Origin of the sequence: Photobacterium galatheae, assembly GCF_000695255.1 — a bacterium.
In the GTDB taxonomy this organism is placed as follows: Bacteria; Pseudomonadota; Gammaproteobacteria; order Enterobacterales; family Vibrionaceae; genus Photobacterium; species Photobacterium galatheae.
This window is the reverse complement of sequence record NZ_JMIB01000027.1, coordinates 197,380-210,841: the sequence shown is the minus strand read 5'-3', so window position 1 is coordinate 210,841 and position 13,462 is coordinate 197,380. Positions and strand designations below refer to the sequence as shown.

The 13,462-nt window shown below is 44.8% G+C and carries 11 protein-coding genes and 1 pseudogene; 2 read left to right on the top strand and 10 right to left on the bottom strand.

Going from position 1 to position 13,462, the window contains the following annotated elements; translation table 11 throughout:
- Nucleotides 1-34 precede the first annotated feature (34 nt).
- The 7 genes and pseudogenes from EA58_RS14050 to EA58_RS14020 all read right to left on the bottom strand — a co-directional run bounded on the left by EA58_RS14050 (nucleotide 35) and on the right by EA58_RS14020 (nucleotide 7,259).
- On the bottom strand, nucleotides 35-730 hold the full coding sequence (locus EA58_RS14050) for a thioredoxin domain-containing protein (RefSeq protein ID WP_036754007.1): 696 nt from the start codon (nucleotides 728-730) through the stop codon (nucleotides 35-37).
- A gap of 79 nt (nucleotides 731-809) precedes the next feature.
- Nucleotides 810-1,604 carry a ProQ/FINO family protein gene (locus tag EA58_RS14045; RefSeq protein WP_036754004.1) on the bottom strand — a complete coding sequence of 265 codons (795 nt, stop codon included), beginning with the start codon at nucleotides 1,602-1,604 and terminating at the stop codon, nucleotides 810-812.
- Between the two features lie 550 nt (nucleotides 1,605-2,154).
- Nucleotides 2,155-3,093, bottom strand: a complete 939-nt coding sequence (locus EA58_RS14035; protein ID WP_152548060.1) for a hypothetical protein — start codon at nucleotides 3,091-3,093, stop codon at nucleotides 2,155-2,157.
- Between the two features lie 622 nt (nucleotides 3,094-3,715).
- Nucleotides 3,716-4,129, bottom strand: a complete 414-nt coding sequence (locus tag EA58_RS14030; RefSeq protein WP_152548059.1) for a hypothetical protein — start codon at nucleotides 4,127-4,129, stop codon at nucleotides 3,716-3,718.
- Nucleotides 4,130-4,660: 531 nt separating this feature from the next.
- Nucleotides 4,661-5,485, bottom strand: coding sequence for an ammonia-dependent NAD(+) synthetase (gene nadE / locus EA58_RS22015; protein WP_268748948.1), 825 nt, complete (start codon nucleotides 5,483-5,485; stop codon nucleotides 4,661-4,663).
- Between the two features lie 27 nt (nucleotides 5,486-5,512).
- A pseudogene (gene pncB / locus EA58_RS21870) lies at nucleotides 5,513-6,778 on the bottom strand (nicotinate phosphoribosyltransferase); the annotation flags it as partial.
- A gap of 187 nt (nucleotides 6,779-6,965) precedes the next feature.
- A complete protein-coding gene (locus EA58_RS14020; protein WP_036753995.1) occupies nucleotides 6,966-7,259 on the bottom strand; it encodes a hypothetical protein in 294 nt (97 codons plus the stop codon).
- A 265-nt stretch (nucleotides 7,260-7,524) separates the two neighbouring features.
- On the opposite strand from EA58_RS14020, the gene EA58_RS14015 reads away from it, so the two are divergent.
- The gene (locus tag EA58_RS14015; RefSeq protein ID WP_036753993.1) at nucleotides 7,525-8,229 is read left to right on the top strand and encodes an NUDIX hydrolase; all 705 of its coding nucleotides are present in this window, start codon (nucleotides 7,525-7,527) and stop codon (nucleotides 8,227-8,229) included.
- 127 nt (nucleotides 8,230-8,356) lie between these two features.
- Here the strand turns inward: EA58_RS14015 and EA58_RS14010 are convergent, their stop codons facing one another.
- Nucleotides 8,357-9,565, bottom strand: a complete 1,209-nt coding sequence (locus tag EA58_RS14010) for a hypothetical protein (RefSeq protein ID WP_036753991.1) — start codon at nucleotides 9,563-9,565, stop codon at nucleotides 8,357-8,359.
- 854 nt (nucleotides 9,566-10,419) lie between these two features.
- On the opposite strand from EA58_RS14010, the gene EA58_RS14005 reads away from it, so the two are divergent.
- A complete protein-coding gene (locus EA58_RS14005) occupies nucleotides 10,420-11,061 on the top strand; it encodes an isochorismatase family protein (RefSeq protein ID WP_036754189.1) in 642 nt (213 codons plus the stop codon).
- A gap of 290 nt (nucleotides 11,062-11,351) precedes the next feature.
- Here EA58_RS14005 and EA58_RS14000 read toward each other — a convergent pair whose 3' ends face one another.
- The gene (locus EA58_RS14000) at nucleotides 11,352-12,599 is read right to left on the bottom strand and encodes a type II toxin-antitoxin system HipA family toxin (protein WP_036753988.1); all 1,248 of its coding nucleotides are present in this window, start codon (nucleotides 12,597-12,599) and stop codon (nucleotides 11,352-11,354) included.
- Nucleotides 12,600-12,611: 12 nt separating this feature from the next.
- On the bottom strand, nucleotides 12,612-12,929 hold the full coding sequence (locus tag EA58_RS13995; protein ID WP_036753985.1) for a helix-turn-helix domain-containing protein: 318 nt from the start codon (nucleotides 12,927-12,929) through the stop codon (nucleotides 12,612-12,614).
- Nucleotides 12,930-13,462: the final 533 nt, after the last annotated feature.

Sequence of the window (13,462 nt, the reverse complement as noted above, 5' to 3'; positions counted from 1 at the left end):
GGTTTTTTTTATTTATCTGTGAAACAGTGAAAATTTATTTTTGTTCGGCTTCTGGAACACTGGCTGGTTTCCCTAAATTCAAAGCGTGTTCGAATGTTTTTGAGAACTGCTCAAAGGAGTCGTGGTTCTTTTGGATAAGCTCATATTGACCTGCAACATAGATTGTTGGTGTATGTGTCACCTGTAACTTATCTGCCAGAGCTAAAGTCAGTTGCTTGTACGTTGTCGCCTTTACATCGAATGCGGCAAGATCGTCCAGGCTCAATCCATATTCAAGAGGAATCTGTTTAGCAAAGGTGATTTTTTCATGGGCTGGTGCCGATGAAAGCATTTTTATGAACATTTCTTTCCGAAAAGCATTCAGGTTTGATGCTGATTTCTCTTTCACGAAGTACTCTGCTTCGGCAAGTGGGAGAGTGTCCATGCCGATTTGAAACTTTTGAATGGGAACCCCTTTGGCTTCAAAGAAGTCGAGCATGGGTTCCATGCTTTTACAGGCAGGGCAGGTGTAAGACATAATTTCAAAGGTTTCACCTTCCTTCACACCCAATTTCGTAAGAAGAGCATTGACTTCTTCTGATTTTGAGATCACTTGGTAATGTTTTCCTTCAATCGGTATGAACGGTTTACCTGCTTCGATACGCGTCTGATATCGGTTGTACTGATCGGCACCAATCAGCGCACCAAGACAAGCCAGACCGACGCAAAGAAGACTAATTTTTTTATTCATTTTTTACCTCAATGATTCTATGACGAGGAAAGGCGCCCCACAGCGCCTTTTCACTCATGAGCTGTCATGGTTGATAGGGTTAGTAATCGGATGAAGCGACAGCGACAACTTCACTCGATGCTGAACGACGCGATCGACGACTGCGGTAACTGATCGTCGGGGTTTTCAGGGAAACGCCGTCCTGATTTTGATTAAATTGACGGTGATATCCGCTATTGTGACGGTTACCGTTAGATTGGTTTGGGTGACCCTTGCCTGAATGTTGACGAGCATTCGCTGGTCGGCCTGAACCCTGCTGATCGCGAGGACGATAACTACCGCGAGACACGCCATGGGGGTGATGATGCTTGCTTCGTGCTCTTTGGGCTTTTTCAACTGCTTTCGCTGCAACTTTTTTAACGTTTGTGGGTGCGTTATCAATGTATTCTTGCGCTTTAGCTTTCTCGACTTCAGAGACAACACCAATAATTTCACCCTGATGATCAAAGCGAGCATGGTAGCGAACAAGGGCTTGTTTGTACTGGATGGTCGAGGTCATCCAGAATAACGCATTGTAAACCGTGCTGTTAGAAACCTTGATGCCACGATTTTCGGCGTCTTCAAGAAGCACCTGACGCATGCCTTTACACAGTGGTTTCGGGTTGTAAATATTAAAAACACGAGGCCAGAACTTTTTACACAAAAGGAACGATTTCAGTGTCTTCACCTTGGTTTTAGCCATTTTTTTAGCTGGCATTTTCCTTTGAGTGTTTTGCTTTTTCTTGGGTTTAACCTGATGTGTGTTGTTGACGTTGTTCTTCTGACCCGATGGCTTCTGCCTTCGCAGGTGATAGCGAGGTACTTCTTTTTGCTTTTTGCTGACGTTGTTGTTCATTTGGGAAACTACCTTCTGTTATTGTCTTTATATTGCCACTTCGTTTGGGTGGAAGATATACTCACCTCTTCGTATTCACTGACCAATTTTACGATCATCAAGATGACAGGATGTCGTGTTTTTGGCAGTTTAAAAGAGCGGGGTAACCCGCTACTTCTCTCATTGCCCTTCCAGAGAACCTCATTGGCTAATTGGAGAGTCATCTCGAGATGAGTGAAGTGCCCGGCGTTTGTCACTATGCTACCACAAGGAATTGCTGTGGCTAGTGATTTTTTGCAAAACAATGACTTAGGCTGGTGTTTCATTCAAAGAGGTTGAACAGATTATTGTTAGCATGATTTGCGTATTTGTCGTCTGAGAACCTTCGCTTACCTGGCTCAAGCACCCTCATCAGCTTGAAAGTCATCCGACAATTACACAGTTGCCAACTTGGTATTCTGAAATCTTCATCGGCTGCAAGGTTCATCGTACCTGATTTTGATATGCAATCTGTTGATATCGGTCATGTTTGGGGATTTTCAAACAGAGCATACTGTTGTGTGTATCAAGCTTATTTTTCTTTTGCTCCCTGGCTTGATTGCGGTTTCATTGTGCCGGACTCGATCTTTTCAGGGCGTTGGGGGGATAGCGTGTGCTTTGTGCGGCGTTGAAACATACTGATATGTTTACAATAAAGGAAGAGCCCCCCGTAAAGCCATAAGCTCGAGATGATGAAGTACCAAACATACATGACAATGAGACAGCTTCGGTGTGCTTGATGAAGATTGTCAAAGTCGATGATGAGTCTTACCGTGTCATCGACCTTACCATACATAAAAATGAAGGCGCTTTTTTGAATGTCCAGCGAATACATTTGAATGTACTCATCACCAGAGTCGATGACTTTGAAGGCTCTGTCTGATAGCCCGCCAAGCACTTGCTTGATTGTTTCTTTGTCTTTCTCTGTTGGTAGAGAGGTGAGGCAGTGTATTTTTTCCTCTTCGCAGTAATAAAGAAAGGTTTCGCTGCTTCTGCTTTGAAAGGTTGCGTTGAAAACTGAGAAATGAGCGTCCATGATCATTGCGACTTGCTCTTTCAGCTTTATGTTTATCGTCGCGGCATGAATGATCAAAAATGCGGCAACCAGGGCAAGCGCGACAATAGAGCCGAAAATCCGAGGTAATGTTCTGGTCTTCTTCACGCATGCCATGAGTGTCAACACTGACGCTGAAAAGATGAGAAGCATGATATGCGGCGTTTGGGGATTATCCGAAGATGGCGTAAAGGTTTCGAATAAGATTTGGTCTGAGTGTAAGAATGGGATGGCAAGGAATGCGAGTAGTGGAATATGCTTCCAACTGGTATTTCTTCTGAAAATCAAGTAGAAAAATAACAAGATAGCGAAGCTTAAGTTAAACTTTGCCCCGTAAAATGGGATAGAACCGAGGTTACCCGTGACAAAGTTGTCCACCAGTGAGTAGTTGGTTAAATTTTCAATTCGTCCAATCATTTTTATCTTTATGTTAGCAGTTCGGATCACCGTGACCAAGATGAAGGAAGAGAATTATTTTATCTCCTCACCGCTTCAAGTTCGTCACGTCTCTATGTTGCTCTGAAAGTATTATTTATTCGCTTTAAGCCGTATTGCCTTGGCGATGGGCTGTTGAGATTGCGCACATGGTCGATTTTTTCTACAAAACAAGCGAGAACAATAAAAGTCGAATCATCAGCTCAATCACCGCTCAGATCATGGTAATTATGTGTTAAAAGTGACTATAAAACAGTTGGTTGTGATTGTTCTGCTTGCGTGAAAGCCATGTGATGAGCGATGACAGAATGAGAGGAGTGACCTGTCTGAAAAGAGAGGTCACTTTTGAATGATCATTGTGGAAACGGATTCTCTTAGAGATAAAAGGAGACGCCTGAGTGATGTGGTGCTCGATCGTGATAATCGAAAAGAGTCTACATGGAAAAACCCCGAGACATAATCGGGGGGGAGTTGGTTATGAAATCTTAAGAGTGAACTTGCTTCGTGCTCAGGTGCGCTCTTATGATTCGCTGGAAATACGACTCATCATGTTTTCCTTACCGTGAAAGCGGTTTTATTGCAACCCAAATATCTCTATATTGCCCTATTCGGTAAGGCTGGCGGCCGACCAATCCGCGATATTCTTGTTGTGCCAATGCGTGGCTTTTTCGAGGCATTCCTCGACACTATCACCAGAGAATAGCTGAATTTTATAGTTGGATAAGTCATGTGAATATCCAATGAGTTCGTCACCATCAAATTCAAAGCCTTTCGCCATTGGCATCCAAGCTTCAATCAGGTATCCGGTAAACTCGATTTCTGAGAGCAGTTCCTGCAATTCGGCATCACTTTGAAATAACATCGAATCTGCAGAATGAAGACCGAGTGCGTCACATGCAAGTTCAGTCTGCTCCAGAAGAAGATTCTTCAGTGAGCTTGGGGGTTTAAAGCCAACCTTAGCCGCATCTATATTAAAGATGCTTTCGATCGTTAACGAGGTTTCATCTAAAATAGACAATGTTGTCACCACTTTTTGTTATTTTCCCTTATGTCCCGAGGGCATTATGTTACTACATTAATATTAAACAAAAAAGGTATTTACGTTCAAATACCCTGATATTTTCGACGCCCTTCTCACTACTTGTGTAACAAAATGAGATACTTAAGCTGGTTGAATAAAAATGGCTAATATTTGACTCACACAAGTGATGAATAAAAGTATTAATTGATAAAAAGAAATTGTCTTTTTCATTATATATATTTCGTCTCAGCTTTTCTTGTTTCATTGATGCCGATTTATACCTTGGCCTCGGAATCAACAATCACCACTCTCTCAACGTCGGCATCATGGCGCTATATTATCTTGAAGCTTTCAAGGGGCGAAACTGCTTTTAGAGACGGGTACAGTTTATCTGTTTTTTTTCTTTTTGGCGATTGATTTTAGAGGCGAAGGTGTGCGTTCGAGGTGAGTAAATCTTAAAATAAAAGCCACCAGCATCAGATTAAAAAATCGTCTGGCGCTGGGTGGCTCACTCTCATGATGAATTTTTTACCGGTACTCTACGGGAAGCGCTCGTTTGTGAGAGGTCGCTTTGTAGATGCTCAGGATTTTATCTTCTGCTGCACCTGAGATCTGCTTGCCTTCCAGGAAGTCGTCAATTTGGTCGTAGGTCAGGCCAAGCGCAATTTCATCTTCTAGCAGAGGGCGTTCTTCTTCAAGATCTGCTGTTGCCGCTTTCGCGTACAGTGACGCTGGTGCACCAAGATGTTGAGCAATCAGACGTACCTGACGCTTGTTTAAGCCGCGAAGTGGAACGATATCACATGCGCCGTCACCGTGCTTTGTAAAGAAACCTGTAATCGCTTCTGCGTTGTGGTCAGTCCCGACAACGAGGCCCTCATGGAAGCCTGCCAGCTCATATTGGGCGATCATTCGCATACGGGCCTTGACGTTGCCTTTATGAAAGTCCGCTTGACCGACACTCAAGTTGCCTGCCTTCATTTCAGAAACCACGCTGTTGTGGATATCCTCTGATGCATCACCGATGTTGATGGTCGCATTCAGAGAGGGTTTGATAAAGGCGAGGGCAGCCTGTGCGTCATCTTCATCTTTTTGAACCCCAGCAGGTAAGCGCACCGCAATGAACTTGAATTTATCGGTCCTGAACGCTTGATTCAACTCATCCACCGCTTGCTGAGCCATACGGCCCGTCGTTGTCGAGTCCACCCCACCACTGATCCCCAATACGAGGGAATGACGACGGCTTTCAATGAGTTTACTTTTTAGAAAATCCACGCGGGCACGAGATTCTTTTTCTGGGTTAAATATTTCTGTAGGTTGCACGCCTAACTCAGCCAATGCACGCTCACGCAGTGCTTTTTCTGGCTTTTTGAACTGAGGAAGGCCAAATCGCTCATGTAGGTTTGCCAGATAGATATCACTTTCGCAGATCGCTTTCCCGGGTTCATCAGAGATCTTCGCGACAGGCTGGCCATTACACTCAACGAGCTTCATGACGATACTGAGTGGCTTGTACTGAGTGCCATCTTCTTTTGTCACTTCACCTAAATCAGCAGACAGGAAAGTACCGATACCGAAGGAGACATTGATACGGCCTGCAAAGTACTCACATAGATCCAGACATTGATTGAAGTCTAGCCCATCGGTAAATACCAGGGTTTTCGTCATTGGGTCAATGTCCAGCGTCTCATAATGCGCAATGAATTTGTCGCCCCAGGTGAACGGGCAACCGGAGTCATGACGTGCACCAGAGAATGAGTTAGCAAACTTAAAGTCGAAATCGTCAAGGAATGCATCAGAGCCGATTGTGTCTGTGAGAGCCACCCCCAGACGCCCGCGGAATACATCATCCCACACATCAAGGGCGAGCTTCTGGCTCAGTTTCACATTTGTGAATGCCTGGTGCGCCATGAAATACTCATGAGCGACGGTCCCGATAGGCTTAATATGGTTTTCGTGGGCCAGCATGATGTTGCTTGAGCCCACTAAATATTCAGGCAAAGTACGAGCCAGATATTGGACAGCATACGTCTGTGCGACATGAGAAAAGCGGCGACGCGTGCCCATCTCAGCCAACTTGAAGTTGGTAATATTGCGACGTTTGATTTCAGACTTCAGGTGTTCAACTTTTTCAAAGAGTGTTTTACGGAAGGTCTCAAGTTTCATTTCAGGCCATAGGCGGCGGTTTCTGACTTCAGAAACAATGGCAAGCACCATGACTTCGTACAGGATCGTCTTATACCAACTTCCCACCACAGAAATTTTGAGCTGTTTCATACCGTTCTTATCAGGAACGATGCGCATCTTCACATGACGCTCTGGTTCGAAGCGGAAATCTCGTAGGGCAGAAATATAGGCTTCGCTAAAGAAGGGGAGTTTCTGAAGTTGGCGGGCTTCGCTGTCAGTCAGCGTCAGTTTAGATAGGGCATTGATTTCACTGTGGGTTGCAGCGAAGTCGTCTGCCAGACTTTCATTCGAGCGAACGACAAATTCATAACGAACTTGAGTATCTGGGTATTTACTGAAGACCGCTTGTTGCATGGTGAGTTTGTACAGGTCGGTATCAGTAAAACTGCGAATCGCGTGGCCTTTAAACAGATCCGAAAGAGAAGTGGATCCTGCTGTATGGAGTGGTGATTCTGTCATGGTGTTGTTCATCGTTGTTTCTCATTTTCTGACTTGATTCCAGCTTAAAGAATCATGTTTTTTATGTCAATCAGAATTACATAAAATGGTTGTGAGTTTGATATTGTGCACATGAATACTTCTTTATCAGCATGATATGTTTGCTTTCTTTAAGTCATTCAGAGTGACGTATGATAAGCTGGTGGCTTTAGATGTCACGTTTCGCTGGTGGTTCATCTTTATTGATTGCCGATAATATCAGTGAGACCGCGAAAGGGTGTCGATCAGTGCTGGTGACTTTTTCGTTCGGCGTGTGAATCTGAATGTCTTTTTGAAAGAACTTAACGGTCATAAAAATACTGAAGGAAAAAACAGAAAGTACAGCCATCACGATTGCATATTTTTGATTTATATCAAAGAGTAAGGCGCCAATGGTGCAGGCAGTGCTCAGGGTTGCTGCTGTCAGGGTCAGTGCCATGATGTGAGGTTTACGGTTCTGCATGACGATAAGTCTCTCCCGTTGTCAGTGAGGTTGTGGGGCCGGTTTAAGATGTTGTTTTCCATCATCACGTGTGGTGTACGCGTGATGCCTTCGTTGTTCACTATTCTAACTGAACACCATGAAGGGCGACATAACTAGTTTAGCGCTCGGTTGAAGATGCATGTGGACCGACGATCATGGTGTAATCCGATTATGTAATCCAGATTGACATAAAGGCGGGCGGTTCATAGAATACATCGATAAATCATCGCTTGAGAAACTCAGTATGTTAAATTTTATGATGGATTTCGTCACCCTTCGCGTCTTTGAGGGGAAAATGCAGCTTCTGCTTTTACGAAGAAATATGGAAGATCGTCCTTATTACGGAGAATTTGCTCTCGTCGGTGGCATGATTTACTCGCACGACCTGGAGGGTGGATATCGCCGGGACGAAACCTACCAAAGCGCGAAAGAACGCATCATCCGAACCAAGCTCGGCGTGACACCGACATTAGTGAATGAAGTTTACAATGATGGTGGTGCGACAAGGGATAGTGACGGATGGTCTGTTGTTGCTGTGTCTTATGCGTTCGTGAATCCAGATTTGTCTGAGGCGATGACACGAAATCCTGATTATAAGTGGGTCGATCTTGAAGATGTTCTCAGTGGCAAACTCATACTTCCCTTTGATCATAATGAGGCTGTCACGAAAGTCATCAAGCATATTAAGAATCTGTTTGGATATACTTCAGGTGCGCTTTATGCGCTCCCACATAAATTTACAATTGCCGATATCATTCATGTTTACCGACTGTTAGGCATCGAGGTGGGACGACAAAGCATTCGCCAAAGGCTTGTTGATGGCGGATACATCAAAGAACTGGAAGGTGACTTTGAGAAAAAACGAGGAAAACCAGCGCCTTACTATGTGATTGCAGAACCAGAAATGAGCTTCTTTGATCGGGTGATAGGGAAGCCGATTGCTCCATGAATTGATCAATGAATTGAGAAATCGTGAGCGGGAAAGAGGCACCTGTCTCTTGGTGTTCTTCTGAACATTGGGGGTGCCTTTTGAGTCATTCATACCTGCTCAGCACATAAAAAATGTGATTCTGGAATCACTTATTCTTCAAGTTGTCCACGTGATATTTTGTGTCCGGCTGGGTCAGGAACTCGTGCAGTTCCAGCAACTTTTCTATATCTTGTCCCCGTGTTTCCGCTTCAATCTCAGTGCTGGCCCTGCTCTTGGTGTTCGGCTGGATGCCGTTCACTTGAATGAATTCGGCATCAATTAAATGAAGAAGCAGGCTCACCGCGTAAGAGCCGTTTGGAGCCGTCTGTAAGCTGCTTTCTTGAATGATCTTCACCGATTCCTTGGTAAACCCCTGAATGTCACCTTCAATGAACATCCTGAGTACTGACTCATCTTTTGCATGGTATTGTGTGGCATTCGGGAAGCGGCGATGTTTTGTCTGTGCTTTCTTGTCCGCTTCAATGTTGATGTGAGCATTTGCGTAAAGTGCCTGAGCAATCACACGCGCCAGATCAGGGTGCTTTTTGAAATCATCTGCATGGAGTGAGGACAGGAGCTTCGCAGCCAGTTGCTCATTGCCGTATATCGTTGGGGCCAATAGTTCAGAGGGCAGATAATCTCCTGTGATCGTGTGGCTGACCCGGATGTTTCTACTATCCTTCTGATTTTTAACGTGATTTTCGAATTGTACAACCGCATAATTTTTGTTGATATTGATGATTGAGGTGAGTCCCAGCAAGAGGAGTGTGGCGACCAGGAGAAGTTCCAGCTTTACATTTTGAATGCCAACGTCATGGTGAGAGGGTTGGGAGACAATTGAGGCAACCGCAATCACGATGGTCGCAATTAATGAGACCATTAACGCGATTTCATTGATTTCCTGAGCGGGGATCGAGTCAACAATAACGCTCTCAATCAGATACTTTGACGCAAGGTCACTCAAAATTGTGATGGTGAGCGAAATCATCGCCAATTGCTTCAAAATCGATAATGAAGGCACTGGTGAGCGATGTTTGAATGTTTTTAGTTTTTTTGCCACAGAGATGAAATCAATGGGATGGGGGGAGCGAAGCCTCGTGTAATAGTCAAAAAAATCAGACATTGAGCACAGAGCGAAAGCGAACACGACCCAATAGCATGTGGAAAAGTCTAAATTTCCATCATCATGAAAGAAATTAAGACTAAAGAAGAAGATTGCAATCAGAATCGGTGTGCTAAATGTTGATACGGCAGCCTGTTGAATTGCCTTTTTGAGACGTTCTTCGGTTGAATTGAGGTTGGTTGTCTGAATCATTTTTCTTTATTTATATTGAAATAAAGGATTTTGATCAAAAAAAGCAGTGCGTTAAAGAACGATTTTGCCTTTCATGATAGATTCGACTTTGCTACCGGTAAAGGCTTCGCTACTGGTAATTCGCTACTGGTAAAAAGGTAAGCCCCACAACGTAACGAACCGTGTATGCATCCACGTCGCTGACCCGTGCTAGGTAAAAACGAACTATGACCTAGGGGTGTTTTCCGAATTATGTGGGGCGTGTGCGTTCTTAAACGTGATCGCTTACGCAAACAGCATTCACACCCGAGTCGGAGTGCCTCTCGCGCTCAATGCTGTTTCTTTATCCACACGCTCTAGAACCGTGTGGTTTGACCTGCTTGCGATTAGCAGGTGCGCTGTCATTATATTGCTATGTTGATTTTAAACTCAAGCTTTTTGTTGAATTTTAATGATCCGTGTTCTTTTCGGCCGGCAATCATGCCTGGGATTGTCAGGCATTCTGTTCTTGGAAGGGGGGCTCAGGGGACTGATGTTTGACTGTATACTTTCAGGCTGTGAAGAAGGCCATCCCAAATACCCTGAATCGACTTGAGTGAATGGTGACCTGAGTGGGTGACGAGAATCAAAGGGTGCATTTGCCATCTGTGTGAGCGTCCGTTCTCTTCCATGTGTGTTTTATGTCATTCTTAATTACAAAAATAATTCACAAGTTAACGTACTAAAATCACTGGTTTGATTTCTGATGCGTCGTGCGACCTTATTTCGATTATGTAATTCATATTGACATAATTAAGTGTGCGTCATAACATCATGGCCTTGAGGTGATGAGCGATCATCACGATACGAAGGATTCAAATCGAAAGGTGTATGTCATGAAAATTGCTGCAATTCACGTCGACCCTCAAAACGGTTTCACGGAAATATGCCCTCAAGAGTTGCCAGTGACCGGTGCACTCCAGATTCTGCCGCATATGAACAAAATGTTTGAAGCGGCTGATTTCAACATCCTCAGTCAAGACTGGCACCCAAAGGGCGCGGTCTACGAGGCGACCAAAGAAAAGCCAATGGGCACAAAACTCGAAGGTTATCCAAACGCGGATATTACTTGGAACCAGCATTGTGTCGCGAATACATTGGGTGCGGATGTGATCGATGGCCTCCATCGTCCAGAAGAATACGATCTCTCCATTAAAAAAGGTGAAGAAGTCGATTGCCATCCATATGGCGCTTTATGGCACGATTTCGCCAGAACACGATCCACCGGGATTGTAGAGTTCCTGAACAAGCACAAGATCAAATATGTGCTGGTGGGCGGATTAGCGCTGGACTTTTGTGTTCGATTGACTGTGCTTGAGCTGATTGAGGCGGGGTTCATCCCAGCCCTTAATCTTGAGGCCACAAAGCCTGTTTTCGAAGCGCAGGCACAATCATCGATTGATGAGATGGCTGCTGCAGGGGCTGTGGTCCTGGAGACCACACAAGCAATGATGCAGTTCGTACAAGAGAAAAAGTGAGCATCATACTTTGAATCGTCTGGGGCGATTGCTGGCACTGCCTGCGCCGACAATCGAAAGCACCATGAATTGATTCCCGGGGTTGAATAGGGCTTGGATTTTAGGTGAGTCGTGGTTTCAGATGAGCCGGTTTCAGATGCCTTAGGGATTGCAGGAAAATAGAGGTCTGAAATGGAACGAGACTGCGACAAGACAGCCCCGTTTTGGGTAATCGGTCAGCATGAGCCTATTGCGAAAATGAGCTATTGCGAGCATGAGCCTATTGCGGAAATGACGCTGACCGATTGCATTCATGACTCAGGCACCCAAAAACAATCTCTGAGTAAATCCCGTTCGCCTTTGCTGATGCCGGCTTGTTTGGCGAGTATTTCCCATGTTGAGACCGCATTTTTTACTTTTTGGTAAATTTCATCTTGTTTGCCGGCATCGACCTGAAAGTACTCCGCGACCTCAAAGGCAAGATCAACTTCAAGCGCATTGCTGACATCATCAATGTTCAGGTGTAACCCCGTCGCATTGAGGGTCGGGTTAATGTCGTACGCCGGTGATAATCGCCAACCGGTTGTATCAAAAATGAAGCCATGATTGCGCAGATGATCATCGCTATTGGAAACCATGATATTGAATAGAATCCGCGTCCAGAGCTGTTCTAAATCTTCCTGTGTGTTTGAGCCATTCTGGATGAGGAACTCAGCCAGCTCAAGATAGCTTGCACCGTCGTCATGGCCATCAAAATACTCCAGCTGGGTCATTGCGGAAGTGAAATGAAGCCTTCTTCCATTTTCTAGACGGTCGAACCGTTTGGTGAGAAAGATATGATGTTGTGTCCCGACTGACTGTACCTTAGATTCAGCCATAGTGATCCCGGCGGCTAAGGCCATTTGGTACACCACAAACTCCCACAGCCCAATATCGTATTCATCATATCGGCTTGGGAACTTGGCTAACCAGAGCGAGTTATCAACTTCCCTTACGGAAGCTTTCGGGCGGGCACCCCCCAACGACGAACCGGGAGAGATCAGCATATTGAGCCACTTGAGATAATCAGGGTTCTCAAAATCAGGCTTATCTTCTACCCCATTTGCGGCTTGCTGCAGCTCTGGCAGTGAAGTGATTGCTGGAGCAGCCAAATCGTCATTGTTATCAAGAAAAGGGCCATCATGGGAAGTGCAAAAACGCAGCGCTCCCATTCGAAACGAGTCATGCACGCCTAATAGATAGTCTGTTTCAAATAACTTCCTTGCCCGGCGCTGTTCGTTGCGGGCAATCACTGCTTCTCTGCGTTGCATGAGTAACCGGCCCCAACGGTCTGGGCATGAGTCTAAGAAAACTTTAAAGTTTCTGTCATCTGTTGCATGTTGCTCGCCCATATACAAATGAAGGGCAGGGTCGATTTGGTGGATGTACGGGGACGTTAGCCACACCGGATCATATGTAAAGCTAAAGTGCTCATGTCCGCGAATCTGGGAAGAACGCAACGTACCGACCCGCATTGGTTTCTCTGTGTCAATCCAATCGGCATAAACGAAGATTTCCATGCTCAATTGCCCTTATCGTTTTCTTTTTAACAGTTCGATGTCCTGAAGTTTCCTACCCAGTTCATCATCTAATGCAACCTTGCCCAGATCTTCCAACAGACCAAGGACGACAAGCACATTCACATAGTGACCAATCGACACGGATGGATCACCTTTCACAATCTTTCGGAGCGTCGGCTTTGAAATCCCGGTTCTTTTGTGCATCATGTCCTGGCTGATCCCCCGGCGTTTCATCGCGAGCGTTAGGTTCTCACCGAGGTTTTGTAGCACTTTCTGATGCTTCGGGAACACAATGGCCCCGCGCTTCGTCTGAATGATTTTCTTGACCATAATGAAATTACACTTTCACTTATCAATGGGTAATGAAATTATAGTTTCACCTGCGTTCTTAGATCAACTACAAATTGATCAAAGGGAACAGAGGCGATTAAAGGCATGGATGAAACTATGATTTCACTAAAATCAGTCATGATGAAATCATAGTTTCACTGATAAGGCATGCGAAGTTCTCCTCGCGATATGCGCTTATTTTTGTGATATGCATCATGAGTGGTATTCATAAACACTGACATATTCGGAAAGTAGACATACGGTTCTAATCAATCCGGAACCCAATTGCCGAGTTTTGTCTGGGCTGAACCCTGAGCGTATCGTTTGGATGATTGATTTGAATTGGGTGAAACTATACTTTCATTTATCTCGATTTTTGTGAAATCATAGTTTCACTTTGAAATGATTGCGCCGCTTTTTGATGCGTCCTCCCTTAAATTTCGTGATTTATATCTCAATTTGTGTCCTTGTCATCATCCGTACTTACTGGTTTGAGCAAGAAAGAATCTTGCGCGCTTGAGAATCAGGCCTTT

Coding starts and splice junctions, on each gene's coding strand:
- EA58_RS14005 (WP_036754189.1), top strand. CDS start 10,420: ATGAAAATTGCTGCAATTCACGTCGACCCTCAAAACGGTTTCACGGAA.
- EA58_RS14050 (WP_036754007.1), bottom strand. CDS start 730: ATGAATAAAAAAATTAGTCTTCTTTGCGTCGGTCTGGCTTGTCTTGGT.
- EA58_RS14035 (WP_152548060.1), bottom strand. CDS start 3,093: ATGATTGGACGAATTGAAAATTTAACCAACTACTCACTGGTGGACAAC.
- EA58_RS14000 (WP_036753988.1), bottom strand. CDS start 12,599: ATGGAAATCTTCGTTTATGCCGATTGGATTGACACAGAGAAACCAATG.
- EA58_RS14045 (WP_036754004.1), bottom strand. CDS start 1,604: ATGAACAACAACGTCAGCAAAAAGCAAAAAGAAGTACCTCGCTATCAC.
- EA58_RS14020 (WP_036753995.1), bottom strand. CDS start 7,259: ATGCAGAACCGTAAACCTCACATCATGGCACTGACCCTGACAGCAGCA.
- EA58_RS14010 (WP_036753991.1), bottom strand. CDS start 9,565: ATGATTCAGACAACCAACCTCAATTCAACCGAAGAACGTCTCAAAAAG.
- EA58_RS14015 (WP_036753993.1), top strand. CDS start 7,525: ATGTTAAATTTTATGATGGATTTCGTCACCCTTCGCGTCTTTGAGGGG.
- EA58_RS13995 (WP_036753985.1), bottom strand. CDS start 12,929: ATGGTCAAGAAAATCATTCAGACGAAGCGCGGGGCCATTGTGTTCCCG.